Raw genomic sequence first — 26,601 nt, 5'->3', positions numbered from 1 at the left:
GATGGACTATACGCTCACTCGCATAGATCCTAACGGCGAGAATGACCGTTACCCCCTGCAAAAGCAGGAGACCGTAGCCGATCCTCTCGAGCAGCATGTACACCGCAGCGTGTATATGGGCAAGCTCGAGCATGCGCTGCACGATATGGTGAACTGGGGGCGTAAAAATTCCCTGTGGCCTTATAACTTCGGCCTTTCCTGCTGCTACGTTGAAATGGTGACCTCCTTTACGGCGGTGCACGACGTTGCGCGCTTCGGCGCCGAAGTTCTCCGCGCCTCTCCGCGTCAGGCGGATTTTATGGTGGTCGCTGGCACCTGCTTTACCAAGATGGCACCGGTTATTCAGCGTCTTTACGATCAGATGCTGGAGCCCAAATGGGTCATCTCTATGGGGGCCTGCGCCAACTCCGGTGGCATGTACGATATTTATTCTGTGGTGCAGGGGGTGGATAAATTCCTGCCGGTAGATGTGTATATTCCAGGCTGCCCACCGCGTCCGGAAGCGTATATGCAGGCGCTGATGCTTTTGCAGGAGTCTATTGGCAAAGAGCGCCGTCCGCTCTCCTGGGTCGTAGGCGACCAGGGGGTTTATCGCGCCAATATGCAGTCTGAGCGCGAACGTAAGCGCGGCGAACGCATTGCCGTGACAAACCTGCGTACACCAGACGAAATTTAACCGACGTCTGCGGTCGTGAAACCTCCCCTCGCATATTAAAACCCATAAGCGCGAGGTCACGACCGGCAGTCAGCATTGAACCGTTGGCAATGGTGAACAATATGACCGACTTAACCGCGCAAGACGTGACACAGCCAGGCTGGCAAACCCGGGATCATCTGGATGATCCAGTCATTGGCGAACTGCGCAACCGTTTTGGGCCGGATGCCTTTACTGTCCAGGCGACCCGTACCGGGGTTCCCGTTGTCTGGGTCAGAAGAGAACAGCTCCTGGAAGTGGGGGAGTTTTTAAGGAAGCTTCCCAAACCTTATGTCATGCTTTTCGATCTGCATGGCATGGATGAACGACTCCGCACACACCGCGAAGGCTTGCCCGACGCGGATTTTTCCGTTTTCTACCACCTGATTTCCATCGATCGCAACCGCGATATTATGCTGAAAGTGGCGCTGGCGGAAAACGATTTGAATGTGCCGACTTTCACCAAACTTTTCCCGAACGCCAACTGGTATGAGCGCGAGACCTGGGAGATGTTCGGTATTACCTTTACCGGCCACCCGCACCTGACCCGCATCATGATGCCGCCCACCTGGGAAGGGCATCCGCTGCGTAAAGACTATCCGGCGCGCGCCACCGAATTCGACCCCTTCACCCTGACCAAACAGAAAGAAGATCTGGAAATGGAGGCGCTGACCTTCAAGCCGGAAGAGTGGGGCATGAAGCGCGGTAGCGAAAATGAGGACTTTATGTTCCTCAACCTGGGGCCGAACCACCCGTCGGCCCACGGTGCGTTCCGTATTATCCTGCAGCTGGACGGCGAAGAGATCGTCGACTGCGTGCCGGATATCGGTTACCACCACCGCGGCGCGGAAAAGATGGGCGAGCGTCAGTCCTGGCACAGCTACATCCCTTATACCGACCGTATCGAGTATCTGGGCGGTTGCGTTAACGAAATGCCTTACGTGCTGGCGGTTGAAAAGCTGGCGGGCATTACCGTGCCGGATCGCGTCAACGTGATTCGCGTGATGCTCTCTGAGCTGTTCCGTATTAACAGCCACCTGCTCTATATCTCCACCTTTATTCAGGACGTCGGCGCCATGACGCCGGTCTTCTTCGCCTTTACCGACCGCCAGAAGATTTACGACCTGGTGGAAGCGATCACCGGTTTCCGTATGCACCCGGCCTGGTTCCGCATCGGCGGCGTGGCGCACGATCTGCCGCGCGGCTGGGATCGCCTGCTGCGTGAATTCCTTGAGTGGATGCCGAAGCGTCTGGACTCCTATGAGAAAGCGGCGCTGCGTAACACCATCCTGAAGGCCCGTTCCCAGGGCGTGGCCGCCTACGGCGCGAAAGAGGCGTTGGAGTGGGGCACCACCGGGGCAGGGCTGCGCGCCACCGGTATCGACTTCGACGTGCGTAAGGTGCGCCCGTACTCCGGTTATGAAAACTTCGACTTCGAAGTGCCGGTGGGCGGCGGTGTCAGCGACTGCTACACCCGCGTGATGTTGAAGGTGGAAGAGCTACGCCAGAGCCTGCGGATTCTGGAGCAGTGTCTGAACAATATGCCGGAAGGTCCGTTTAAGGCCGACCATCCGCTGACCACGCCGCCGCCGAAAGAGCGCACGCTGCAGCATATCGAAACCCTGATCACCCACTTCCTGCAGGTTTCCTGGGGCCCGGTCATGCCGGCCAACGAATCCTTCCAGATGGTGGAGGCCACCAAGGGGATTAACAGTTACTACCTGACCAGCGACGGCAGCACCATGAGCTACCGTACTCGCGTGCGCACGCCGAGCTTCGCGCACCTGCAGCAGATCCCGTCGGCGATCCGCGGCAGCCTGGTATCGGACCTGATCGTCTATCTGGGTAGTATCGATTTTGTCATGTCAGATGTGGATCGCTAATTATGCACGAGAATCAACAACCACAAACCGAGGCTTTTGAGCTGAGTGCCGCTGAGCGCGAGGCGATCGAGCACGAAAAACATCACTATGAGGATCCTCGTGCGGCCTCCATTGAAGCATTGAAGATCGTCCAGAAGCAGCGCGGCTGGGTGCCGGACGGCGCCATCGAAGCCATTGCGCAGATCCTGGGGATTCCGGGTAGTGACGTGGAAGGCGTGGCGACATTCTACAGCCAGATCTTCCGCCAGCCGGTGGGGCGCCACGTGATTCGCTATTGCGACAGCGTGGTATGCCACATTACCGGCTATCAGGGCATTCAGTCGGCGATTGAAAAGCACCTGCAGATCAAACCGGGTCAGACCACCTTCGACGGCCGTTTTACTCTGCTGCCCACCTGTTGTCTGGGCAACTGCGACAAGGGGCCGACTATGATGATTGACGAAGATACCCACAGTCATCTGACGCCGGACGGGATCCCCGAACTACTGGAGCAGTATAAATGAAGCCGATCACCCTGACTCCCGAAACCCATCCTCTGACCTGGCGCATGCGCGACGATCAACAGCCGGTGTGGCTGGATGAGTACCGCAGCAAAAATGGTTATGAAGGTGCCAGGAAGGCCCTTGGCAGCATGGCGCCGGATGAGATTGTCGCTCAGGTGAAAGACGCTGGCCTGAAAGGGCGCGGCGGCGCGGGCTTCTCCACGGGTTTGAAGTGGAGCCTGATGCCGAAAGATGAATCCATGAACATCCGCTACCTGCTATGTAACGCCGATGAGATGGAGCCTGGCACCTATAAAGACCGTCTGTTGATGGAACAGCAGCCGCACCTGCTGGTGGAAGGCATGCTGATTGCCGCTTTCGCTCTGAAGGCGTACCGCGGCTACATCTTCCTGCGCGGCGAATATGTGGAAGCGGCGGCGAACCTGCGTCGCGCCATCGCGGAGGCGACCGAAGCCGGGCTGTTGGGGAAAAATATCCTCGGTTCTGGTTTTGACTTCGAGCTGTTTGTGCATACCGGCGCGGGTCGTTACATCTGCGGTGAAGAGACGGCGCTGATTAACTCGCTGGAAGGGCGCCGCGCGAATCCACGCTCCAAGCCGCCGTTCCCCGCCACTGCCGGGGTATGGGGTAAGCCGACCTGCGTGAACAACGTGGAAACGCTGTGTAACGTACCGGCGATTCTGGCGAACGGCGTTGACTGGTACAAAGGCATCTCAGCCGGTAAGAGCGAAGATTGCGGTACTAAGCTGATGGGCTTCTCTGGTCGGGTGAAAAACCCCGGCGTCTGGGAACTGCCGTTCGGCACTACCGCTCGCGAGATTCTGGAAGACTACGCCGGTGGTATGCGCGATGGTCTGACGCTGAAAGCCTGGCAGCCAGGCGGCGCCGGGACCGACTTCCTGACCGATGCACACCTCGATCTGCCTATGGAATTTGCCAGTATCGGCAAAGCCGGCAGCCGTCTGGGTACTGCGCTGGCGATGGCCGTCGACAACGAAATCAATATGGTCTCTCTGGTGCGTAACCTGGAAGAGTTCTTTGCCCGTGAATCCTGCGGCTGGTGTACTCCGTGCCGCGACGGTCTGCCCTGGAGCGTGAAGATCCTGCGGGCGCTGGAGCGTGGTGAAGGGCAGCCGGGCGACATCGAAACCCTGGAGCAACTGTGCCGCTTCCTGGGGCCGGGGAAAACCTTCTGTGCTCACGCGCCCGGTGCCGTGGAGCCTCTGCAAAGCGCGATCAAATACTTCCGCGACGAATTTGAAGCGGGCATTAAACAGGACTTCAGCAACCTGCATGCCATTAACGGCATCCAGCCTAACCTGTTAAAGACGCGCTGGTGATTAGCCCCCTCACCCCGACCCTCTCCCCACAGGGGAGAGGGAGATAAAGCGGGAACCCGGCCTTCGGGTTCCTCCTCTCCCGGAGGGAGAGGGCAGGGTGAGGGTGGTTTTACGAATTTTGATTAACGCCCGGTATTCGCCGGGCCAACTGGAAGCATGCTGACTATGGCTACGATTCATGTAGACGGCAAAGAATACGAGGTAGATGGAGCGGATAACCTGCTACAGGCTTGTCTCTCCCTCGGCCTTGATATTCCTTACTTTTGCTGGCATCCGGCGCTGGGAAGCGTAGGTGCCTGCCGCCAGTGTGCGGTGAAGCAGTATCAGAATGCGGAAGATACCCGCGGCCGCCTGGTGATGTCCTGTATGACCCCGGCCGCTGACGGCACCTTTATCTCTATTGATGATGAAGAGGCAAAACAGTTCCGCGAAAGCGTGGTGGAGTGGCTGATGACTAACCATCCCCACGACTGCCCGGTGTGCGAAGAAGGGGGCAACTGTCACCTTCAGGATATGACGGTAATGACCGGCCACAGTTTCCGCCGTTACCGCTTTACCAAGCGCACCCACCGCAATCAGGAACTCGGCCCCTTTATTTCTCACGAGATGAACCGCTGTATCGCCTGCTACCGCTGCGTGCGTTACTACAAAGATTACGCGGACGGCACCGACCTTGGGGTTTACGGCGCCCACGACAACGTCTATTTCGGGCGCCCGGAAGACGGTACGCTCGAGAGTGAGTTTTCCGGCAACCTGGTGGAAGTCTGTCCGACCGGGGTCTTTACCGATAAGACTCACTCCGAGCGCTACAACCGTAAGTGGGATATGCAGTTCGCTCCGAGCATCTGCCAGCAGTGCAGCATCGGCTGTAACACCAGCCCCGGTGAGCGCTATGGCGAGCTGCGTCGCATTGAGAACCGCTATAACGGTAGCGTAAACCACTATTTCCTGTGCGATCGCGGCCGTTTCGGCTACGGCTACGTTAACCTGAAAGACCGTCCACGCCAGCCGGTACAGCGCCGTGGCGATGATTTGATTGCGCTCAACGCTGAGCAGGCGATGCAGGGCGCGGCGGATATTCTGCGTCAGTCTAAAAAGGTTATCGGTATCGGTTCACCGCGCGCCAGCATTGAAAGCAACTTCGCGCTGCGCGAGCTGGTGGGTGCCGACAACTTCTATACCGGCATTGCCGGTGGCGAGCAGGCGCGCATTCAGATGATGCTGAAGGTGCTGCGTGAAAGCGGCGTCAGCACGCCATCGCTGCGTGATATCGAATCCTATGATGCGGTGTTGGTCCTCGGTGAGGATATCACCCAGACCGGCGCCCGCGTTGCGCTGGCTATCCGCCAGGCGATTAAGGGGAAGGCGCGTGAGATGGCTGCCGCCCAGAAGGTGGCCGACTGGCAGATTGCCGCCATCATGAATATCGGTCAGCACGCCAAACACCCGCTGTTTGTCACCAACGTAGATGCTACCCGCCTCGACGATATGGCAGCCTGGACCTATAAGGCGCCGGTGGAAGATCAGGCGCGTCTTGGCTTCGCTATTGCCCACGGGCTGGACGACAGCGCTCCGGCAGTGGAAGGGCTGGATCCGGAGCTGGGCCGTAAGGTGGATGTCATCGTACAGGCGCTGGCTGGTGCGAAGAAACCGCTGATTATTTCAGGCACTAACGCCGGTAGTGAAGCCGTGCTGCAGGCAGCGGCCAACGTGGCCAAAGCGCTGAAAGGGCGCGGTGCCGATGTCGGCGTCACTATGGTTGCCCGTGCGGTCAACAGCGTTGGGCTGGGCATGATTGGCGGCGGTTCGCTTGATGAGGCGCTCACCGAGCTGGAAAACGGCAGCGCCGATGCGGTCATCGTGCTGGAAAACGATCTGCATCGTCACGCTTCGAAAGCGCGGGTTGATGCGGCTCTGAGCAAGGCGCCGCTGGTGCTGGTTGTCGACCATCAGCGCACGGCGATTATGGATCATGCGCATCTGGTGCTTTCCGCTGCCAGCTTCGCAGAAAGCGACGGAACGGTCATCAACAATGAAGGTCGCGCCCAGCGCTTCTTCCAGGTTTACGACCCGACCTACTACGACAGCAGTGCGATTATGCTGGAAAGCTGGCGCTGGCTGCATTCGCTGCACAGCACGGTGGAAAACCGCGAGGTGGACTGGACCCAGCTTGACCACGTGATCGACGCCTGCATTAAGCAGTTCCCGGAACTGGCCGGTATTAAAGATGCCGCTCCTGATGCCTCTTTCCGCATCCGCGGTCAGAAACTGGCGCGTGAACCGCACCGTTACAGCGGCCGTACCGCCATGCGCGCCAACATCAGCGTGCATGAACCGCGTCAGCCGCAGGATCAGGACTCAATGTTCGCCTTCTCAATGGAAGGGAACAACCAGCCGGGAGCCGCGCGCTCTCAGGTACCTTTTGCCTGGGCGCCAGGCTGGAACTCCCCGCAGGCCTGGAACAAATTCCAGGACGAAGTGGGCGGCCATTTACGCCATGGCGATCCTGGCGTTCGCCTGATCGAAGCGGCCGACGGTCAGCTTGATTACTTCAGTGACGTTCCTGCACGTTTTACTCAGCAGGAAGGAAGCTGGCTGATCGCACCTTACTACCACCTGTTTGGCAGCGACGAGATGTCGGCTCGCTCGCCGGTGTTCCAGAGCCGTATGCCGCAGGCTACGGTGCGCCTTAACCCGGCCGATGCTGCAAAGCTTGGCGTTAACGAAGGCGCCATGCTGACCTTTAGCTGGGAAGGGCAGGCCATTACGCTGCCGCTCACGCTTTCCGAAGGGCTGGCGCCGGGTCTGGTGGGATTACCGATGGGCATGCCGGGTATCGCGCCGGTCCTTGCCGGGGCACGTCTTGATAACCTGAGGGAGGCAGCGCAATGAGTTGGTTAACACCGGATGTTATCGAGATCCTGCTGAGCGTCCTGAAGGCCATTGTGATCCTGCTGGTCGTGGTCACCTGCGGCGCCTTTATGAGTTTTGGCGAGCGTCGTCTGCTGGGCCTGTTCCAGAACCGCTACGGACCTAACCGTGTGGGCTGGGGCGGTTCGCTGCAGCTGGTGGCGGACATGATCAAGATGTTCTTTAAAGAGGACTGGATCCCGAAATTCTCGGACCGCGTCATCTTCACCCTGGCGCCGATGATCGCCTTCACCTCGCTGCTGCTGGCCTTTGCTATTGTGCCGGTCAGCCCTAACTGGGTGGTGGCCGATCTGAACATCGGGATTCTGTTCTTCCTGATGCTGGCGGGTCTGGCGGTCTACGCGGTGCTGTTCGCTGGCTGGTCGAGTAACAACAAATACTCTCTGCTGGGGGCGATGCGCGCTTCGGCCCAGACCCTGAGCTATGAGGTGTTTATCGGGCTCTCCCTGATGGGTGTGGTGGCGCAGGCCGGTTCATTCAATATGACCGACATCGTCAACAACCAGGCGCATCTGTGGAACGTCATTCCGCAGTTCTTCGGCTTTGTCACTTTCGCTATCGCAGGCGTTGCGGTGTGTCACCGTCACCCCTTCGACCAGCCGGAAGCCGAGCAGGAGCTGGCGGATGGTTACCATATCGAATATTCCGGCATGAAGTTCGGTCTGTTCTTCGTCGGGGAATACATCGGAATCGTCACCGTTTCGGCGCTGATCGTCACGCTGTTCTTCGGTGGCTGGCATGGTCCGTGGTTGCCGCCCTTCATCTGGTTTGCGCTGAAAACCGCATTCTTCATGATGATGTTTATTTTGATCCGCGCGTCACTGCCGCGCCCGCGTTATGACCAGGTCATGTCCTTCGGTTGGAAGGTGTGCCTGCCACTGACGCTGATCAATTTGTTGGTGACCGCCGCGGTCATTCTCTGGCAGATGCCATAAGGGGTGAGAAAACCATGACATTGAAAGACTTAGTGGTTGGTTTCGGCACCCAACTGCGCAGTATCTGGATGATTGGCATGCACGCGTTCGCCAAACGCGAAACGCGCATGTATCCGGAAGAGCCGGTATATCTGCCGCCGCGCTACCGTGGCCGTATCGTGTTGACCCGCGATCCGGACGGCGAAGAGCGCTGCGTGGCCTGCAACCTGTGCGCGGTCGCCTGCCCGGTGGGCTGTATTTCTCTGCAGAAAGCGGAAACTAAAGACGGGCGCTGGTATCCGGAATTCTTCCGTATCAACTTCTCGCGCTGCATCTTCTGCGGCCTGTGCGAAGAGGCCTGTCCCACCACCGCGATTCAGCTGACGCCGGATTTCGAGCTGGGCGAGTTTAAGCGCCAGGATCTGGTGTATGAAAAAGAGGATCTGCTGATCTCCGGTCCGGGCAAGTACCCGGAATATAACTTTTACCGGATGGCGGGTATGGCAATCGACGGCAAAGATAAGGGCGAAGCGGAAAACGAAGCTAAGCCTATCGACGTCAAAGGCCTGTTACCTTAAGGAGTCGGGAATGGAATTTGCTTTTTATATCTGCGCCCTTGTGGCGGTCCTGGCCACCCTACGGGTGATCACCCATACCAATCCGGTGCATGCGCTGCTGTATCTGATCATCTCTCTGTTGGCTATCTCGGGCGTTTTCTTCGCGCTGGGCGCCTACTTTGCCGCGGCGCTGGAGATCATCGTGTACGCCGGAGCCATCATGGTGCTCTTCGTCTTCGTGGTGATGATGCTTAACCTGGGCAAGTCGGTGGTGGATCAGGAACGCGAGTGGCTGAAGCCGCAGCTGTGGATTGGTCCGGGGCTGCTTTCCGCCATTCTGCTGGCAGTGGTGGTTTACGCCATCCTGAGCGTTAACGACCAGGGCATCGACGGTACCGCCATTAGCGCCAAACAGGTCGGTATCGCGCTGTTCGGCCCCTATGTTCTGGCGGTGGAGCTGGCTTCTATGCTGCTGCTGGCGGGCCTGGTCGTGGCCTTCCACATCGGGCGTGAGGAGAGGCCAGGCGAGCTTTTGAGCAACCGCCCTGGCGATAGCGCGAAAAGAAAAACGGAGGAGCACGCATGATCCCGTTACAACATGGACTGATTCTGGCCGCCGTGCTGTTTGTTCTTGGGCTGACCGGTCTGGTCATTCGTCGCAACCTGCTGTTTATGCTGATTAGTCTGGAAGTGATGATTAATGCGGCCGCCCTCGCCTTTGTGGTGGCGGGCAGCTACTGGGGTCAGGCCGACGGTCAGGTGATGTATATCCTGGCTATTAGCCTTGCCGCGGCCGAAGCCAGTATTGGCCTGGCGCTGCTGCTGCAGCTCCATCGTCGTCGCCAGAATCTGAATATCGATTCAGTAAGTGAGATGCGCGGATGAATCTGCTCTGGTTAACTATTGTTCTGCCACTGATTGGCTATTTGCTGCTCGCTTTTTCCCGCGGGCGCTGGTCGGAAAACCTGGCGGCTGCGGTGGGCGTCGGTTCCGTCGGTCTGGCGGCGCTGGTCACCGCGTACGCCGGTATAGAGTTTATGGAAAACGGTCGCCAGGCTTTCAGCCTGCCGCTGTGGACCTGGATGTCGGTAGGCAACTTCCATATCGACTTCACCCTGGTACTGGACGGTCTGTCGCTGACCATGCTGAGCGTGGTCACCGGCGTAGGCTTCCTGATCCATATGTTCGCCTCCTGGTATATGCGCGGTGAAGAGGGTTACTCCCGCTTCTTCGCTTACACCAACCTGTTTATCGCGAGCATGGTGGTACTGGTGCTGTCCGATAACCTGCTGATGATGTATCTCGGCTGGGAAGGGGTGGGGTTGTGCTCCTATCTGCTGATCGGTTTCTACTACAGCGACCCGAAAAACGGCGCGGCGGCGATCAAAGCCTTTGTGGTCACCCGCGTGGGCGACGTGTTCCTGGCCTTTGCGCTGTTTATCCTCTACAACGAGCTGGGAACCCTGAACTTTCGCGAGATGGTTGAGCTGGCGCCGGCGCACTTCGCCGCGGGCAACAATATGCTGATGTGGGCGACCCTGATGCTGCTGGGCGGCGCGGTGGGTAAATCGGCACAGCTGCCGTTGCAGACCTGGCTTGCGGATGCGATGGCCGGTCCGACGCCGGTTTCCGCGCTGATTCACGCGGCGACCATGGTGACCGCGGGTGTTTACCTGATCGCCCGTACTCACGGCCTGTTCCTGATGACGCCGGAAGTGCTGCATCTGGTAGGCATCGTCGGCGCTGTGACTCTGGTACTGGCGGGCTTTGCTGCGCTGGTACAGACCGATATCAAGCGCGTGCTGGCCTACTCCACCATGAGTCAGATTGGCTATATGTTCCTGGCGCTGGGGGTTCAGGCCTGGGATGCCGCTATCTTCCACCTGATGACCCACGCCTTCTTTAAAGCGCTGCTGTTCCTGGCATCCGGCTCGGTGATTCTGGCCTGCCACCACGAGCAGAACATCTTTAAGATGGGCGGACTGCGTAAGTCGATTCCGCTGACTTACGCCAGCTTCCTGGTGGGGGGCGCGGCGCTGGCTGCGCTGCCGGTGATTACCGCTGGCTTCTACAGTAAAGATGAGATTCTGTGGGGCGCCGCGGCTGGTGGTCATAACATCCTGATGCTGGCCGGTCTGGCCGGGGCGTTCCTGACCTCTGTCTACACCTTCCGCATGATCTTTATTGTGTTCCACGGCAAAGAGCAGATTCATGCTCATCCCGGCAAGGGCATTACCCACCATCTGCCGCTGATTGTGCTGATGATCCTCTCCACATTCGTGGGGGCGCTGATTGTGCCGCCGCTGGCAGGCGTTCTGCCGGAGAGCGACTTCGGTCACGACGGCAAAATGGCGCTGGAAATCACCTCTGGCGTGGTTGCCGTAGTGGGGATCCTGATTGCAGCCTGGCTGTGGCTTGGCAAGCGTCGCCTGGTGACCGCAGTGTCCAACAGCGCGCCGGGCCGCTTCTTCGGTACCTGGTGGTTCCACGCATGGGGCTTTGACTGGTTATACGACAAAGTCTTCATCAAACCGTTCCTGGGTATCGCCTGGCTGCTTAAACGCGATCCGCTGAACGGCATGATGAACATCCCGGCCATCCTTTCCCGCTTCTCAGGCCGTGGCCTGCTGCTGAGCGAGAACGGCTACCTGCGCTGGTATGTGGCATCCATGAGCATTGGTGCGGTCGTGGTACTGGCCCTGCTGATGGTACTGCGCTGAGTTGCAGATGTGGGCATCGCCCCACGAAGAGAACAATTTTTAGGTCATTATTCCTGATAACCAGGCCGGGCCTGAACAGGAATTAAGAGAAGGGACAAACATCGCCATGTTATTACCCTGGCTAATACTAATCCCCTTTATCGGTGGGTTTCTGTGCTGGCAGACTGAACGCTTCGGCGTGAAAATGCCGCGCTGGATCGCGCTGATTACCATGGGGCTGACGCTCGCACTCTCCCTGCAGCTCTGGCTGCAGGGGGGTTACTCTCTGACTCAGGCGGCAGGAGTGCCACAGTGGCAGGAGCAGTATGTTCATGACTGGATCCCGCGCTTTGGCATCTCCATCCATCTGGCGATGGATGGCCTGTCACTGCTGATGGTGGTGCTGACCGCGCTGCTCGGCGTGCTGGCGGTACTCTGCTCCTGGAGAGAGATCGAGAAGTATCAGGGCTTCTTCCACCTGAACCTGATGTGGATTTTGGGTGGCGTTATCGGGGTATTCCTTGCCATCGATATGTTCCTGTTCTTCTTCTTCTGGGAGATGATGCTGGTACCGATGTACTTCCTGATCGCACTCTGGGGTCATAAAGCCTCTGACGGGAAGACCCGCATCAGCGCAGCCACCAAGTTTTTCATCTATACCCAGGCGAGCGGTCTGGTGATGTTAATCGCTATTCTGGCGCTGGCGTTTGTTCACTATAACGCCACCGGCGTCTGGACCTTTAACTACGAGCAACTGCTCAATACGCCGATGTCTCACGGCGTTGAATATCTGCTGATGCTCGGTTTCTTTATCGCCTTTGCGGTGAAGATGCCGGTGGTACCGCTGCACGGCTGGTTGCCGGATGCGCACTCTCAGGCGCCGACCGCCGGTTCCGTGGACCTGGCGGGGATTCTGCTGAAGACCGCGGCCTACGGTCTGCTGCGCTTCTCGCTGCCGCTGTTCCCTAACGCGTCTGCGGAATTTGCCCCTATCGCCATGTGGCTGGGCGTTATCGGTATCTTCTACGGTGCCTGGATGGCCTTCGCCCAGACCGATATCAAGCGTCTGATCGCCTATACCTCGGTTTCCCATATGGGCTTTGTGCTGATTGCCATCTACACCGGCAGCCAGCTTGCCTACCAGGGCGCGGTGATTCAGATGATTGCCCACGGTCTTTCTGCGGCGGGTCTGTTCATCCTGTGTGGTCAGCTCTACGAGCGTATGCACACCCGCGATATGCGCCAGATGGGCGGTCTGTGGAGCAAGATTAAGTGGCTGCCAGCCATGTCGATGTTCTTCGCCGTCGCCACCCTGGGGATGCCGGGGACCGGTAACTTCGTGGGCGAATTCATGATCCTGTTCGGTAGCTTCCAGGTTGTGCCGGTAATCACCGTTATCTCCACCTTCGGTCTGGTGTTCGCCTCGGTTTATTCGCTGGCGATGCTGCACCGCGCGTGGTTCGGCCAGCCGAAGAGCGAGGCGGCGAAACAACAGCTTCCTGGGATGTCACTGCGCGAACTGTTTATCATTCTGTTGCTGGTGGTGTTGCTGGTACTGCTCGGGGTTTACCCGCAGCCGATTCTGGACACTTCTCACGCTGCTATGGGCAACATCCAGCAGTGGTTCACCAGTTCAATTTCAACTACAAGGCCGTAATTCGCCATGACTTTAACTGCACAACACTTGATTGCGCTGCTACCGCTGTTAATCGTGGGGTTAACGGTGGTGGTTGTGATGCTCTCCATTGCGTGGCGACGCGACCACTTTATCAATGCCACGCTGTCGGTTATCGGGCTTAATGCTGCGCTGCTGTCGCTCTGGTTTGTCGGGCAGGCGGGCGCGATGGATGTCACGCCGCTGCTGCGGGTCGATGGTTTCGCCATGCTCTACACCGGGCTGGTGCTGCTGGCAAGCCTCGCGACCTGTACTTTCGCCTATCCCTGGCTGGAGGGGTACACCGATAACCGCGAAGAGTTCTACCTGCTGGTGTTGATCGCCTCGTTGGGTGGCATTCTGTTGGCTAACGCCAACCATCTGGCTGCGCTGTTCCTGGGTATTGAGCTTATCTCACTGCCGCTGTTCGGTCTGATTGGCTACGCCTTCCGTCAGAAACGCTCTCTGGAAGCCAGTATCAAGTACACCATTCTGTCGGCGGCGGCCTCGTCGTTCTTGCTGTTCGGGATGGCTCTGGTCTATGCCGAGTCCGGTTCTCTCTCCTTCGTGGCGCTCGGTAAGAGCCTGGCCGACAGCATGCTGCATGAGCCGCTGCTGCTGGCAGGTCTGGGGCTGATGATTGTCGGTCTGGGCTTTAAGCTCTCTCTGGTTCCTTTCCACCTGTGGACGCCGGATGTCTACCAGGGGGCGCCTGCGCCGGTTTCCACCTTCCTGGCTACGGCCAGTAAAATCGCTATCTTCGCCGTCGTGATGCGTCTGTTCCTGTACGCGCCGCTGGGCGACAGCGATGCGGTGCGGGTGGTACTGGGTGTCATCGCCTTCGCCTCCATCATCTTTGGTAACCTGATGGCGCTGAGCCAGACCAATATCAAGCGTCTGCTTGGTTTCTCGTCTATCTCTCACCTGGGCTATCTGCTGGTGGCGCTGATTGCGCTGCAGAATGGTCAGATATCGATGGAGACGGTAGGGGTCTACCTGGCGGGTTATCTGTTCAGCAGCCTGGGCGCCTTTGGTGTCGTTAGCCTGATGTCCAGCCCGTATCGCGGACCAGATGCCGACTCGCTGTACTCTTACCGCGGGTTGTTCTGGCACCGTCCGGTTCTGTCGGCGGTGATGACGGTGATGATGCTGTCGCTGGCGGGTATCCCGATGACGCTGGGCTTTATTGGTAAGTTCTACGTGCTGGCCGTGAGCGTGGATGCGCACCTGTGGTGGCTGACCGCCGCCGTGGTTATCGGTAGCGCCATCGGCCTTTACTACTACCTGCGTGTGGCCGTGAGTCTCTACCTGAGCGCGCCGCAGCAGCTGAACCGCGATGCGCCTTCCGACTGGGCCTTCACTGCGGGCGGTGTGGTGGTGCTGATCTCGATGCTGCTGGTACTGGTGCTGGGCGTCTGGCCACAGCCGCTGATTAGCCTGGTGCAGATGGCGCAGCCGCTGATGTAATGCCGTTTGTCCGCTTCAGGTTTGGGCAATGAGAGCCTCTCTCCCCGTCGGGGAGAGAGGCTCTGTTTCATTTACCCCGGGTAAATAATGATTATGTCCGGTTTAACGATAACCTTCACTGAACGGCCGGTCTGGAATCCGGCTTCCACCAGCCAGTGGCCTTTCAGATGCAGACTGGGGCTGCGGCTGTAATACGTTGTCATGCCGGTGGCGCGATTTTCGTGACGCGTGCTGATATATCCGACGGTCAGGTTGCGTTGTGTTTTGGAAATAGCGGGGCGTGGCTTATGATGGGCATCAGCCATAATCAACTCCTGTTTAGTTGGTTGTGGTTAGCGGCCTGTCAGTGTTCCTGCACTGGCGGGTCGCGTCTGTGTTAATCAGAGTTTCTGTCTTCTTCCTTCCTCCCCTGAATAAAAATCGCTGTTGGTATTTTAACCTGTAATAAATCACAGTGGTGCGCTGTATTTCTGTTCTCTGAATCTGGTTCGCAATAATTCTGTGCGTTTTCGGTGTTGTTTCATTGATGGGAAATATTATTACGGTGGTGCTGTATTCATGAGCAATATGCTGCGCTGGCGAAGATTCCGTTCACCTTAAGGTGAGTTTGCATATGTGAATAGCGGAGTCGGTGAACGGGTCAGGGGGACTTCAAACGCCAGTCCCCCTGACCACCCCCGGCTTTCCGGCGTAAAAATCGCCCTTCGGGTCCCCTGCGCTACTTCCCGTCGGGCTTATCGGACCGGGCGAGAGCCGCCTTCCCTGGCGGCCTCGCCCTGGAGTGACATCCCTGTCACTCCTCCGGCCCTCCGTGAACGCTTCGGCGATTTTTAGGCCGGAGAGTGTCACCGTCTTTAATCTTCTGCCGGGATTAATTAAAACAGAACAGGGCGGCGGCGATTGAGCCGCGCCTTCCCCGTTCACCGGCTGTGAATCAACAGAGAAGCAGTGACGTAAAGTGAACGGAATAGCCCACTACGCACACATATTCCGCCGGTTTTCGGTTCCCGCGTTCGAATACTTCACGTTAATTTATGAACAATAGAAAACAAAAAACGCCCATCACCAGTACCCCAGCCACTTCCACCATAGCCCGCCGACGGTTAACCAGACCACCAGGTTAATGACGCTCATAATAAAACCGGCCTTCCACCACTGCCCAAGCGTGGTATAGCCGGAACCGAAAATAATCGGCGCCGTACCGGTGGCGTAGTGGGTTAACGACATCATCAGCGAAGAGGAGAACCCCAGAATCAACCCCAGCAGCACAGGCGGCGCGCACAGTGCGATACCGGCCGCGAAGAAAGCGGCGAACATCGCGGTGACGTGGGCGGTGGTGCTGGCGAAGAAGTAGTGGGAATAGAGGTAGACCAGGGTTAACAGTAGCGTACTGCTCACCCAGCCCAGCCCCATATGGCTGATACTGCCGCCGACCGCCAGCGACAGCCAGTGAATCAGCCCCAGCTTGCCCAGGAAGCTGGCCATCATCACCAGCGCGGCAAACCAGACTACCGTATCCCAGGCGCCTTTATGTTTCAGAATATCGTCCCAGCTCAGTACGCCGCTGCCTAACAGCACCGCCAGCCCAATCAATGCCGCGGTAGTCGGATTCACCGCCAGCGCCGGGCCAAACAGCATGGCCGGAACGCCTGCCCACAGCAGCAGCAGTAGCGCGAAGACGGCCAGGGTGATTTTTTCCGGTAGCGTCACCGGACCCAGCCCCTGTAGCTTTTCCCGGGCGAAATGGGGCGCGTCCGGCGTGCTTTTAATTTCCGGGGGATAGAGGAAATAGACAATCAGCGGCATCAGCAGTAGCGAACAGACGCCCGGTACCAGCGCCGCCAGCGCCCACATGCCCCAGCTTAGCTCTACGGCCCCGTGAGTGCCTTTGGCGATCAGGCTAACCACCAGGGGGTTCGGCGCCGTGGCGGTAATGAACATCGCCGAGGTGATCGGGTTGATATTGTAGTTAACCAGCGCCAGATAGCGGCCGATTTTACCGCTGCTATTCAGTTCGGGCCGGGAGCCAAAGCTGTCGGCAATCGACTTCATAATGGGGTGAATAATACCGCCGCCGCGTGCGGTATTGCTGGGCGTGACCGGCGCCAGGGTGGTTTCCGCCAGGGTCAGGGCATAGGCGATCCCCAGCGTTTTCCTGCCAAACAGCGAAATAAAATAGTAACCGATACGCGCTCCCAGCCCGGTTTTATTCAGGCTGATGGAGATCATCATCGAAAAGCCAATCAGCCAGATCAATGGATTAGAAAATCCGCTCAGGGCATCGCTGAGCGCAGCGCCAGGCTTACCTGGATTAGTGACGCCGGTGACGGCGACCAGGGCAATAGCAATAATCGACACCGCGCCAATGGGCATGGCCTTACCGATAATCGCGATAATGGTGCCGATAAACAGCGCCAGTAGCTGCCAGGCATTCGGCTCTACGCTTGACGGCGGCGGAATAAAAAACCAGAGCGCCAGGGTGACGGCAACGGCAACCAGTGTGGGAACAGGCCTGAGCGGCGTGAGTTTATCCATAACATCCCCATTTATTACCCGCGATCGTTCAGATCGGCTGACGACAACCTGAATTCTGTTGGGATGACTTAACGTAATGGTGTTCCGGCAACGGGACGTCCCGGTGGCTCAAGCGTGGGGGGATGCGGTGTTTCTCTCAATGATGTATATCAATGCGATGGGGGATATATGCGATCGTCCTGATAAACGTGCCGGATAGCGTGCTGATATCCGGCCTGTACGGGGGGCTTAAAGGGATACGCTGTAAAAGTCCTCCGCCAGCTCAGTTTCCGGAAACAGCGCCCGGCTTTCGGCCAGCAGGGCGGCAGCGCCCTCCGGACTATAGCGTGAGCTGATATGGGTAATAATCAGCCTGGCGGCATGGGCATCCCGGGCCAGTGCTGCGGCCTGGCGACTGGTTGAGTGGCCGCGACTATTGGCTTTTTCCGCCATGGCGTGCTCCAGCGTCGCTTCATGAACGATCAGATCTGCTCCGTTGGCGAGCGTCAGCGCTGCTGGCCCTGGCGCCGTGTCGCCGAAGATGGCGACAGTTTTGCCGCGTTGAGGCGGCCCCAGCCATTCGCGGCCGTCAATAACGCGGCCATCCTCCAGCCTGACGCGCTCGCCTTTTTTCAGCTTCTGGAACAGCGGACCGGGGGAAACGCCCGCTGCCGCCAGACCGCGGGCGTCCAGAGTGCCTGGCCGGTCGTGCTGCTCAATGCGCCAGCCGTAACACTCCACCGGATGCACCAGGGAAGCGGCGCTGACCCGCAGGTCGCCATCATCAAAAATCTGACCCGCTTTAATTTCCTGAATTTCCAGCGGATAGTCGGTCCAGGAGCCGCTGAGTCGCAGACAGGTTTCAACATATTCCCGCAACCCTTCAGGCCCGTACAGGGTGAGCGGCGCGACGCTGCCCGCCATGGAGCGGCTACACAGCAGGCCCGGCAGGCCGAAAATATGGTCGCCGTGCAGATGGCTGATAAAGATCTTCTCGATATTTCCCGGATGGCTGGCGGTGCGCAGCAACTGGTGTTGGGTGCCTTCACCGCAGTCGAACAACCAGCGTCCGCTGCCCTGATCGCCGGGTTTAAACAGAATGGCGGTGACATTGCGCGAGCGGGTCGGGACACCGGCGGAGGTGCCGAGAAAAGTCAGTTCCATGGTAATGTTCTGTTGTCTGCGTAAATTGAAGTACCAGTATAACGATAACCGTAAGATAAATAAGGAACGCATCATGATTCAGTGGCAGGACCTGCACCATTCCCAACTTTCGGTAACTCAGCTTTATGCGCTGCTACAGCTGCGCTGCGCGGTGTTTATCGTCGAGCAAAACTGCCCCTATCAGGATATCGACGGTGAAGATCTGCGAGGCAGCAACCGCCATATTCTGGGCTGGCGTGAGGGAGAGCTGGTGGCCTGTGCCCGGCTACTGGAAGAGCCGGATGGTGTGGTCGCCATCGGTCGGGTGATCGTGTCCCCTCAGGCCCGGGGCGAGAAGCTGGGCTATCAGTTAATGGAACAGGCGCTGGCGGCCTGTAAGCGCCACTGGCCCGGTGTCGGACAGCGGCTGGGCGCTCAGGCTCACCTTGAAGCATTCTATGCCAGCTTCGGCTTTCAGCCAGTGACCGATATCTATGACGAAGATGGTATCCCCCATATCGGTATGGCGCGCAGCTAGAGTACGCAAATTACCCATATCCTGGCTATAGTCAGTTGAGGTTAACTTGTATGAGGGAGGTAAAGAATGGCAGGGGCTTCAACTGGTTATCGTAACAATCCGGAAGACGATCTGGCGCAGCTCAGGGAAACTCTGGACGAGATCCTGCACGCTTCCGACGATCCCACGGATCAGAAATATATCGAGCTGCGCGAGCTTGCAGAGCAGCGGCTGCATCATATCAGGCAGCGCCTGAGCAGCGCATCGGACAGCTATTACTACCGGGCGAAAAAGGCGGTGTGCTGCACCGACAGCTACGTCCGCGATAATCCCTGGCGCGGGGTAGGTATCGGCGCCGCTGTTGGCGTGGTTCTGGGGTTATTACTGGCCCGCCGCTGATTTCGCACATCGTGCGTCATTGCTGACCTTACCTAATGGGTGGGATTTCTCTTTGCTACCCAGACCACGTATACTTCAGGGCTTTTCAGGGAAGGTGGGGTTACCGTGAATTCACTTACTGGGGCATTGAATCAGCTGCTGCGTCAGCTCGATGGCCCGTTTCCTGAAGCGCCCGGCCTGCGGCAGTTTTATGTCACCGTGACGCCGGAAGGCGAACCCGACGGGCTGGCGTGGCTGGCGAGCCAGTGGCTGTGGCCGCAATTTTACTGGCAACAGCGCGACGGCGTGGAAGAGCTGGCGGCGCTGGGTGCGGTGCGCCGCTTTTCCAGCCTTGCAGCCGCCCGGGATTTTCTGACGGCGGAGCAGGGTGGCGCGCTGATGCGCGTCTGCGGCCTGAACACTTTTGACCCTGGACAGGGTAGCCTGTTCGTTCCGCGCCTGCTGTGGCGCCACCGGGGCGATGAAATCACACTGACGTTAACGCTCTATAGCGAGCATAGCCTCCAGCAGGATGCGCTGGCCGCCCGCCGTTTTCTCCGCCGTCTTGTCGCTCCTCAGCCTCTGGTTGCCATGACCGGTGAATGCCTGGAAGAGCGACACCTGCCCGATAGGGAAGGGTGGCATAGCATGATTACCCGGGCGCTGGATGCGATCATCGCTGGTGATATGGAAAAAGTAGTACTGGCCAGAGCCAGCGATCTGCGCTTTAGCTGCCACCTTTCGCCCGGCTCGCTGCTGGCAGCCAGTCGGGCGGTTAACCGCGGTTGCTACCACTTCTTTATGGCCTTTAATGAGGGTTCGGCCTTTCTGGGCTCCAGTCCGGAGCGTCTGTGGCGCCGTCGCGGTCTGGCGCTCACCACCGAAGCGCTGGCGGGCACCGTGGCCGGGGACGATGACGACGGACGCGCGGCGCATCTTGCCCGGTGGCTGCTGAACGATGAAAAAAACCAGTACGAAAACAGCCTGGTCGTCGAGGATATCTGTCAGCGGCTGGAAGGCGCCGCCAGCGTGACGGACATTGCAGAAGCGCGAATTGTCCGGCTGCGCAATGTCCAGCATCTGAGACGTGATATCGAGGCCCGACTGGCTCAGCCTGACGATGCTCTGTGTTTGCAGCGGCTCCAGCCCACCGCCGCCGTAGCAGGGCTGCCGCGCGAAGCGGCGCGGCGTTTTATTGAACAGGCGGAGCCCTTTGACCGTGAGTGGTATGCCGGCTCTGCGGGCTGGCTCTCCGTTGATGACAGCGAATTTTGCGTATCGCTGCGTTCGGCACGCGTTCAGGAAGACCGCCTGAGGCTGTATGCCGGCGCCGGGATAGTGGCGGGCTCAGTGCCCGATGCCGAATGGCAGGAAATAGAAAATAAAGCGGCGGGATTGCGCTCGCTGCTGTTTTCGTCCGGGCGATGAATGCGCTGATACCGATATATATCAATAATCAGACCTGGCGCAATTCTTATAATATTTGATAAATGAATACCGGACTCCGACATGTCAACAAGTACCTTTAACCGCCGCTGGGCGGCCGTCATTCTGGAAGCGCTGACTCGCCATGGCGTGCGCCACGTTTGCATTGCGCCTGGCTCACGCTCCACGCCGCTTACGCTTGCGGCGGCGGAAAATGGCGCCTTTATCTGCCATACCCATTTTGATGAGCGCGGGCTGGGCCATCTGGCGCTGGGGCTTGCCAAGTCTGGCGGAGAGCCGGTCGCAGTCATCGTTACCTCCGGCACGGCGGCGGCGAATCTCTACCCGTCGCTTATCGAAGCGGGGCTAACCGGTGAGCGCCTGATTCTGCTGACCGCGGACCGTCCGCCGGAGCTGATTGATTGCGGCGCCAATCAGGCGATTCGCCAGACCGGAATGTACGCCAGTCATCCGAGTCAAACCCTTTCCCTGCCGCGCCCGACGCCGGATATTCCGGCCCGCTGGCTGGTTTCGACGATCGACAGCGCCATGGGACAGCTACGTGCCGGGGGGCTGCATATCAACTGCCCCTTCGCCGAGCCGCTCTACGGTGAGCCGGACGCCAGCGGTCTGCCCTGGCAGCAGGCGCTGGGTGACTGGTGGCAGGAGGACACTCCCTGGCTGCGTGAAGAGCAGGAGCTGGGCTGCGCGCGCCAGCGTGACTGGTTCTTCTGGCGTCAGAAACGCGGCGTGGTGGTGGCCGGTCGGCTGAGCGCCAGGGAGGGCGAACAGGTCGCCGCATGGGCTAAAACCCTGGGCTGGCCGCTGATTGGCGATGTGTTGTCCCAGACCGGTCAGCCATTGCCCTGCGCCGATCTGTGGCTCGGTAATGCCCGGGCGGTGACCGAACTGAACGAAGCGCAGGTGATTATCCAGTTCGGCGCCAGCCTGACCGGCAAGCGTCTGCTGCAGTGGCAGGCGACCTGCCATCCGCAGGAGTACTGGCTGGTAGACAACCTGGAAGGACGGCTCGATCCTGCTGCCCATCGCGGGCGTCGCCTGGTGGCGGAAGTGGCCGACTGGCTGGAGATGCATCCCGCGGAAAAACGCGCCCCCTGGGCACAGAGCCTGGCGCCGCTCTCAGAGCAGGCCAGAGCGCGGGTCGGGCAGATGACAGAAACCTTTGGCGAGGCTCAGGTTGCCAGCCGACTGCCGCAGCTACTGCCGCATCAGGGACAGCTGTTCCTGGGCAACAGCCTGGTAGTCAGACTGGTGGATGCGCTGGCGCAGATGCCTGCGGGGTATCCGGTTTACAGTAACCGTGGCGCCAGCGGCATTGATGGTTTGCTTTCGACCGCCGCCGGGGTACAGCGTGCCGTCGCGCGGCCGACCCTGGCTGTGGTGGGCGATCTTTCGGCTCTTTACGATCTAAATAGTCTGGCGCTGCTGCGTCAGTGTCCGGCGCCTTTCGTGCTGCTGGTAGTGAATAACAACGGCGGTCAGATCTTTTCGCTACTGCCAACGCCGGTGAATGAGCGCGAGCGCTTTTACTGCATGCCGCAGAACGTTGATTTTTCTCACGGGGCGGCGATGTTCGGTCTGAACTATCAGGCGCCGCAGAGCTGGGAAGAGCTGACGGCGGTCATAAATAATGCCTGGCGAACGCCGGGGGCCACCGTGGTGGAACTGAAGGTCGAAGAAACCGCAGGCACCCGGACGCTCCAGCAACTGCTGGCGCAGGTCAGCCATCTGTGAAACTCCACGCTACTGCTCATCTGGCCCGGGATGAACATTCTCCCTGGCTGGTCTGGCTGCACGGCTTTCTTGGCAGTGGCGAGGAGTGGCGGCCCTTTATGCAGAGCTTTCCCGGCTGGTCTCAGCTGTGGGTGGATCTGCCAGGACATGGCGGCTCTGCGGATATCGTGGTGAATGACTTTGACGATGTCAGCGCCCGACTGGCGGAAACGCTGGCGTATCACGGTATTGCGCGTTACTGGCTGGTGGGCTATTCGCTGGGTGGTCGGGTGGCGATGTATCACGCCTGTTTGGTCCGGCCGCAGGGGCTACAGGGGCTGGTGGTGGAAGGTGGAAATCCCGGTCTTGAAACCCCTGCGGCCAGACGTGAGCGGGCGGAGAATGACGCCCGTTGGGCTATGCGACTGCGCTCGGAACCGCTGGAACAGGTGCTGGACGACTGGTATCGCCAGCCGGTATTTCGCCATCTGAGCGCGCAACAGCGCGCGGCGCTGGTCGAACTTCGCCGCCGTAACGATCCCCGGGCGCTGGCGGCGATGCTGGAAGCCACCTCGCTTTCGCGCCAGCCGTATCTGGTTCCGCAGTTAAAAGCGCTGACAATTCCTTTTTATTATTTGTGCGGCGAGCAGGACGCGAAATTTCGCGCGCTGGCAAACCGCAATACGTTGCCGCTACGTACCATTCCCGGCGTCGGGCATAACGCTCACCGGGAAAATCCACAGGCGTTTAGCGCGACGCTTTCTGAATTACTTCATTCGGCTTATGAGGAAAAACCATGATTTATCCAGATGAACAAGAGCTCTATGCCCCGGTGAAATGGCACGACTGCTCGGAAGGTTTCACCGATATTCGCTATCACAAATCGGAAGATGGGATCGCGAAGATAACCATTAACCGCCCGCAGGTGCGTAACGCCTTTCGCCCGCTGACCGTTAAAGAGATGCTCCAGGCTCTGGCCGATGCCCGTTATGATGATGGCATTGGCGTTATTGTTCTGACCGGAGAAGGGGATAAAGCCTTCTGCGCAGGCGGCGATCAGAAAGTGCGCGGCGACTACGGCGGCTATCAGGATGACGGCGGGGTTCATCATCTCAACGTGCTGGATTTCCAGCGCCAGATTCGTACCTGCCCGAAACCGGTGGTAGCGATGGTGGCGGGCTACTCCATCGGCGGCGGCCATGTTCTGCATATGATGTGCGACCTGACCATCGCGGCGGAAAACGCCATCTTTGGTCAGACCGGGCCGAAAGTCGGCTCCTTCGACGGCGGCTGGGGCGCTTCCTATATGGCGCGCATCGTGGGGCAGAAGAAGGCGCGTGAAATCTGGTTCCTGTGTCGCCAGTACGATGCGCAGCAGGCGCTGGATATGGGGCTGGTCAATACAGTCGTACCGCTGGCGGAGCTCGAAAAAGAGACCGTGCGCTGGTGTCGCGAAATGCTGAAGAACAGCCCGATGGCGCTGCGCTGCCTGAAAGCGGCGCTGAATGCCGACTGTGACGGTCAGGCGGGGCTGCAGGAGCTGGCGGGTAACGCCACCATGCTGTTCTATATGACCGAAGAAGGTCAGGAAGGACGTAATGCCTTTAACCAGAAACGCCAGCCCGACTTCAGCAAATTTAAGCGGAACCCCTGATGCGTAGCGCCCAAATCTGGCGCTACAGCCTGCCGATGGAGGCGGGCGTGGTGCTGCGCAACCAGCGGCTGAAAAGTCGGGACGGTATGGTGGTTCGCCTGTGTGAGGAAGGCCGTGAGGGATGGGGCGAAGTCGCGCCGCTGCCGGGCTTTAGTCTGGAGTCGCTGGCGGAGGCCGAGCGCCAGACGCTGGACTGGGTCGATGACTGGTTAGCGGAAAACAACCCCGACTGGCCGTCGGCGCCGTCAGTGGCTTTTGGTCTGAGCTGCGCGCAGGCGGAATTGACGGGCGAATTGCCTCTGGCGGCGGAGTATCGCGTCGCGCCTTTATGCACTGGCGATCCGGATGAGCTGTTCGCTATGCTGCAGGCGCTGCCGGGCGATAAGATCGCCAAGGTGAAGGTGGGGCTTTATGAAGCGGTTCGCGATGGCATGGTGGTGAATCTGTTACTGGAGGCCATTGGCGATTTACGGCTGCGGCTGGATGCCAATCGCGGCTGGACACCGCTTAAGGCGCGACAGTTTGCTAAATATGTGAATCCGGAAGTCCGTTCGCGCATCGCTTTTATCGAAGAGCCCTGCCAGACCCGCGAGCAGTCACGGGAATTCGCCCGGGAGAGCGGTATCGCTATCGCCTGGGATGAGAGCCTGCGGGAAGCGGATTTTACTTTCGAGGCGGAACCGCATCTGGCGGCAGTGGTGATTAAGCCAACCCTGACAGGCAGCCTGGAACGGGTGCGGCAACAGGTGGCGCAGGCCAGGGCGGCGGGTCTGGAAGCGGTGATTAGCTCCTCCATCGAGTCCAGCCTGGGGCTCACCCAACTGGCAAGAATCGCCGCCTGGCTGACGCCGGGAACCCTCCCAGGTCTGGATACTCTGTCGCTGATGGAAGCGCAACTGGTACGGCCCTGGCCCGGCAGTTCGCTCCCTGTTATTGCACATAGCGCGCTGGAGCGAGTGCGATGACGTTTAACGACTGGCCCTGGCGTCACTGGCGCCGGGAGCGGCCTGATGCTCCGGCGTTGTGGATCGACCAGCAACGGCTGGACTGGCAAAACCTGGGGTTACGGGTAGATGCCCTGGCGGCGGGTTTCCGGGAACAGGGCGTTCATGAAGGCGATGGCGTAGCGCTGCGGGCCAAAAACGGTGGGCAAACTCTGCTGGCCTGGCTTGCGTTGCTACAGTGCGGAGCCCGGATCCTGGCGCTGAATCCGCAACTGCCGTCCACGCTGCTGGATGCATTACTGCCTGAGATGACCCTGAGCCATGCGCTGGATCTGACCGGAGAGGCATCGCTTTCCGGTCTGCCAGCCCTCGAGTGTCGGGAAACGGCGGGTGAAGCGGTAGTACCGTGGCTACCCGGGCGTCTGGTGTCGATGACCCTGACTTCCGGCTCTACCGGTCTGCCGAAGGCGGCGGTACACAGCGCCGCGGCCCATCTGGCCAGCGCCGAAGGGTTGCTGGCGCTGATGCCTTTTGAACCGGAGGACTGCTGGTTGTTGTCTCTGCCGCTGTTCCACGTTTCGGGGCAGGGAATATTGTGGCGCTGGCTGCTGGCGGGAGCGACCCTGGCGGTGCGCGCCATGCATCCGTTACATGACGCGTTACAGGGGTGTACTCATGCCTCCCTGGTGCCCACCCAGCTCTGGCGCCTGTTGAACGAGGAAATCAGACCTGTGCGGCTTCGCGAAGTGCTGCTGGGTGGGGCCGCGATACCGGCATCCCTGACCCGGGAGGCGGAAGCGCGGGGCATTCGCTGCTACTGCGGATATGGTCTTACGGAACTGGCTTCTACGGTTTGTGCTCGCCGGGCCGATGGCGAAGGCGATGTGGGGCCAGCGCTGCCCGGGCGCGAAGTCAGGGTGGTGGATGACGAAATCCAGATTCGCGCCGCCAGTATGACCAGCGGTTACTGGCGTAACGGCAATGTGCAGCCGGTGGTCGATGCCCGGGGATGGTTCCATACCCGGGATCGCGGCGTGTTAAGGAACGGAACGCTGACCGTGCTGGGGCGTCTCGACAACCTGTTCTTTAGCGGCGGCGAAGGGATCCAGCCCGAGGCAATTGAACGAATTATCGCCGCGCATCCTGGCGTGCATCAGGTGCTGGTCGTACCGGTGGCGGATGTCGAATTTGGTCATCGTCCGGTCGCGGTGGTGGAGTGTGACGGCGCGCTGGATCTGGATACGCTTCGCGGCTGGGCCGCAGAGCATCTGGCGCGTTTTCAGCAGCCGGTATGCTGGCTGCTTCTGCCGGAAACGTTGAAGTCTGGCGGCATTAAAATTTCTCGCCGTGCCGTGCAGACGTGGGTGGAACAGCAGCGGTTATGATCAACAGAAAAGGCCGCCGATATCCCGGCGGCCTGTGTGTTATGCCTGGCGCTGCAACTGCGCCATGTCCTGCGCGCTAAGGCCGGTGATTTTTGACACCGTTGCGGGGGAAAGTCCGCTGTTCAACATCGCGAGGGCGATTTGTCGCGTGGCTTCGCGAATGCCTTCCTGGTGTCCTTCAATGCGGCCCCTTCGCTTATCACTCCGGGCTTTTCGGACAGGGCTAGAGTCGCCGTCCCTGGAGATCTCGCCCTGGAGCGACATC

Annotated in this window: 23 protein-coding genes; 20 read left to right on the top strand and 3 right to left on the bottom strand. The window is 59.3% G+C overall.

The genetic code is table 11. From position 1 onward, the window contains the following. Position 1: 1 nt before the first annotated feature. The 12 genes from SCU88_RS17720 (at position 2) to nuoN (ending at position 14,642) form a co-directional block, all read left to right on the top strand. On the top strand, positions 2-676 hold the full coding sequence (locus SCU88_RS17720; protein WP_138098586.1) for a NuoB/complex I 20 kDa subunit family protein: 675 nt from the start codon (positions 2-4) through the stop codon (positions 674-676). 89 nt (positions 677-765) lie between these two features. After that, positions 766-2,577, top strand: coding sequence for an NADH-quinone oxidoreductase subunit C/D (gene nuoC, locus SCU88_RS17715; RefSeq protein WP_175341204.1), 1,812 nt, complete (start codon positions 766-768; stop codon positions 2,575-2,577). Positions 2,578-2,579: 2 nt separating this feature from the next. Next, entirely contained in the window at positions 2,580-3,080 is a 501-nt protein-coding gene (gene nuoE, locus SCU88_RS17710) for an NADH-quinone oxidoreductase subunit NuoE (RefSeq protein ID WP_138098581.1), read from the top strand. Further along, positions 3,077-4,420 (top strand): NADH-quinone oxidoreductase subunit NuoF, encoded by a 1,344-nt coding sequence (nuoF, locus tag SCU88_RS17705; RefSeq protein ID WP_138098579.1) that lies wholly within the window; start codon positions 3,077-3,079, stop codon positions 4,418-4,420. Before nuoE ends, nuoF begins: the two co-directional genes overlap by 4 nt. A 165-nt stretch (positions 4,421-4,585) precedes the next feature. Then, positions 4,586-7,312 (top strand): NADH-quinone oxidoreductase subunit NuoG, encoded by a 2,727-nt coding sequence (nuoG, locus tag SCU88_RS17700; RefSeq protein WP_138098577.1) that lies wholly within the window; start codon positions 4,586-4,588, stop codon positions 7,310-7,312. Beyond that, positions 7,309-8,286: an NADH-quinone oxidoreductase subunit NuoH gene (gene nuoH / locus SCU88_RS17695; protein ID WP_138098575.1), complete on the top strand. Its 978-nt coding sequence runs from the start codon at positions 7,309-7,311 to the stop codon at positions 8,284-8,286. The genes nuoG and nuoH overlap by 4 nt, the downstream gene beginning before the upstream one ends. Before the next feature lie 14 nt (positions 8,287-8,300). Then, complete coding sequence (nuoI, locus tag SCU88_RS17690) at positions 8,301-8,843, top strand: NADH-quinone oxidoreductase subunit NuoI (RefSeq protein WP_138098573.1); 543 nt, start codon at positions 8,301-8,303, stop codon at positions 8,841-8,843. A 10-nt stretch (positions 8,844-8,853) separates the two neighbouring features. Beyond that, entirely contained in the window at positions 8,854-9,408 is a 555-nt protein-coding gene (gene nuoJ, locus SCU88_RS17685) for an NADH-quinone oxidoreductase subunit J (protein WP_138098571.1), read from the top strand. Then, positions 9,405-9,707 (top strand): NADH-quinone oxidoreductase subunit NuoK, encoded by a 303-nt coding sequence (gene nuoK, locus SCU88_RS17680; RefSeq protein ID WP_138098569.1) that lies wholly within the window; start codon positions 9,405-9,407, stop codon positions 9,705-9,707. Before nuoJ ends, nuoK begins: the two co-directional genes overlap by 4 nt. Next, complete coding sequence (gene nuoL / locus SCU88_RS17675) at positions 9,704-11,542, top strand: NADH-quinone oxidoreductase subunit L (protein ID WP_175341203.1); 1,839 nt, start codon at positions 9,704-9,706, stop codon at positions 11,540-11,542. Before nuoK ends, nuoL begins: the two co-directional genes overlap by 4 nt. Before the next feature lie 106 nt (positions 11,543-11,648). Then, positions 11,649-13,178 carry an NADH-quinone oxidoreductase subunit M gene (nuoM, locus tag SCU88_RS17670; RefSeq protein WP_138098565.1) on the top strand — a complete coding sequence of 510 codons (1,530 nt, stop codon included), beginning with the start codon at positions 11,649-11,651 and terminating at the stop codon, positions 13,176-13,178. A 6-nt stretch (positions 13,179-13,184) separates the two neighbouring features. After that, on the top strand, positions 13,185-14,642 hold the full coding sequence (gene nuoN / locus SCU88_RS17665; protein WP_138098563.1) for an NADH-quinone oxidoreductase subunit NuoN: 1,458 nt from the start codon (positions 13,185-13,187) through the stop codon (positions 14,640-14,642). Between the two features lie 71 nt (positions 14,643-14,713). Here the strand turns inward: nuoN and SCU88_RS17660 are convergent, their stop codons facing one another. The 3 genes from SCU88_RS17660 to rnz all read right to left on the bottom strand — a co-directional run bounded on the left by SCU88_RS17660 (position 14,714) and on the right by rnz (position 18,320). Beyond that, entirely contained in the window at positions 14,714-14,947 is a 234-nt protein-coding gene (locus SCU88_RS17660; protein ID WP_175341202.1) for a SymE family type I addiction module toxin, read from the bottom strand. A gap of 757 nt (positions 14,948-15,704) precedes the next feature. Then, positions 15,705-17,177 (bottom strand): DASS family sodium-coupled anion symporter, encoded by a 1,473-nt coding sequence (locus SCU88_RS17655; RefSeq protein WP_175341201.1) that lies wholly within the window; start codon positions 17,175-17,177, stop codon positions 15,705-15,707. Positions 17,178-17,405: 228 nt separating this feature from the next. After that, on the bottom strand, positions 17,406-18,320 hold the full coding sequence (gene rnz / locus SCU88_RS17650; protein ID WP_175341200.1) for a ribonuclease Z: 915 nt from the start codon (positions 18,318-18,320) through the stop codon (positions 17,406-17,408). Positions 18,321-18,393: 73 nt separating this feature from the next. Between rnz and SCU88_RS17645 the strand changes: the two genes are divergently transcribed. The 8 genes from SCU88_RS17645 to menE all read left to right on the top strand — a co-directional run bounded on the left by SCU88_RS17645 (position 18,394) and on the right by menE (position 26,336). After that, positions 18,394-18,837: a GNAT family N-acetyltransferase gene (locus tag SCU88_RS17645; protein WP_175341199.1), complete on the top strand. Its 444-nt coding sequence runs from the start codon at positions 18,394-18,396 to the stop codon at positions 18,835-18,837. Between the two features lie 66 nt (positions 18,838-18,903). Beyond that, entirely contained in the window at positions 18,904-19,215 is a 312-nt protein-coding gene (locus tag SCU88_RS17640) for a DUF883 family protein (protein WP_175341198.1), read from the top strand. A 105-nt stretch (positions 19,216-19,320) separates the two neighbouring features. Next, the gene (gene menF / locus SCU88_RS17635; protein WP_175341197.1) at positions 19,321-20,622 is read left to right on the top strand and encodes an isochorismate synthase MenF; all 1,302 of its coding nucleotides are present in this window, start codon (positions 19,321-19,323) and stop codon (positions 20,620-20,622) included. Between the two features lie 81 nt (positions 20,623-20,703). Beyond that, complete coding sequence (gene menD / locus SCU88_RS17630; protein WP_175341196.1) at positions 20,704-22,374, top strand: 2-succinyl-5-enolpyruvyl-6-hydroxy-3-cyclohexene-1-carboxylic-acid synthase; 1,671 nt, start codon at positions 20,704-20,706, stop codon at positions 22,372-22,374. After that, complete coding sequence (menH, locus tag SCU88_RS17625; RefSeq protein ID WP_175341195.1) at positions 22,371-23,153, top strand: 2-succinyl-6-hydroxy-2,4-cyclohexadiene-1-carboxylate synthase; 783 nt, start codon at positions 22,371-22,373, stop codon at positions 23,151-23,153. Before menD ends, menH begins: the two co-directional genes overlap by 4 nt. Continuing rightward, on the top strand, positions 23,150-24,007 hold the full coding sequence (gene menB / locus SCU88_RS17620; protein WP_138098546.1) for a 1,4-dihydroxy-2-naphthoyl-CoA synthase: 858 nt from the start codon (positions 23,150-23,152) through the stop codon (positions 24,005-24,007). Before menH ends, menB begins: the two co-directional genes overlap by 4 nt. After that, positions 24,007-24,972 carry an o-succinylbenzoate synthase gene (gene menC, locus SCU88_RS17615; RefSeq protein ID WP_175341194.1) on the top strand — a complete coding sequence of 322 codons (966 nt, stop codon included), beginning with the start codon at positions 24,007-24,009 and terminating at the stop codon, positions 24,970-24,972. The genes menB and menC overlap by 1 nt, the downstream gene beginning before the upstream one ends. After that, positions 24,969-26,336, top strand: coding sequence for an o-succinylbenzoate--CoA ligase (gene menE, locus SCU88_RS17610; RefSeq protein WP_175341193.1), 1,368 nt, complete (start codon positions 24,969-24,971; stop codon positions 26,334-26,336). The genes menC and menE overlap by 4 nt, the downstream gene beginning before the upstream one ends. Positions 26,337-26,601 lie beyond the last annotated feature (265 nt).

Origin of the sequence: Jejuibacter sp. L23, from assembly GCF_050815825.1 — a bacterium.
Classification (GTDB): Bacteria; Pseudomonadota; Gammaproteobacteria; order Enterobacterales; family Enterobacteriaceae; genus Jejubacter; species Jejubacter calystegiae.
This window is presented reverse-complemented; position numbering and strand designations above follow the sequence as displayed.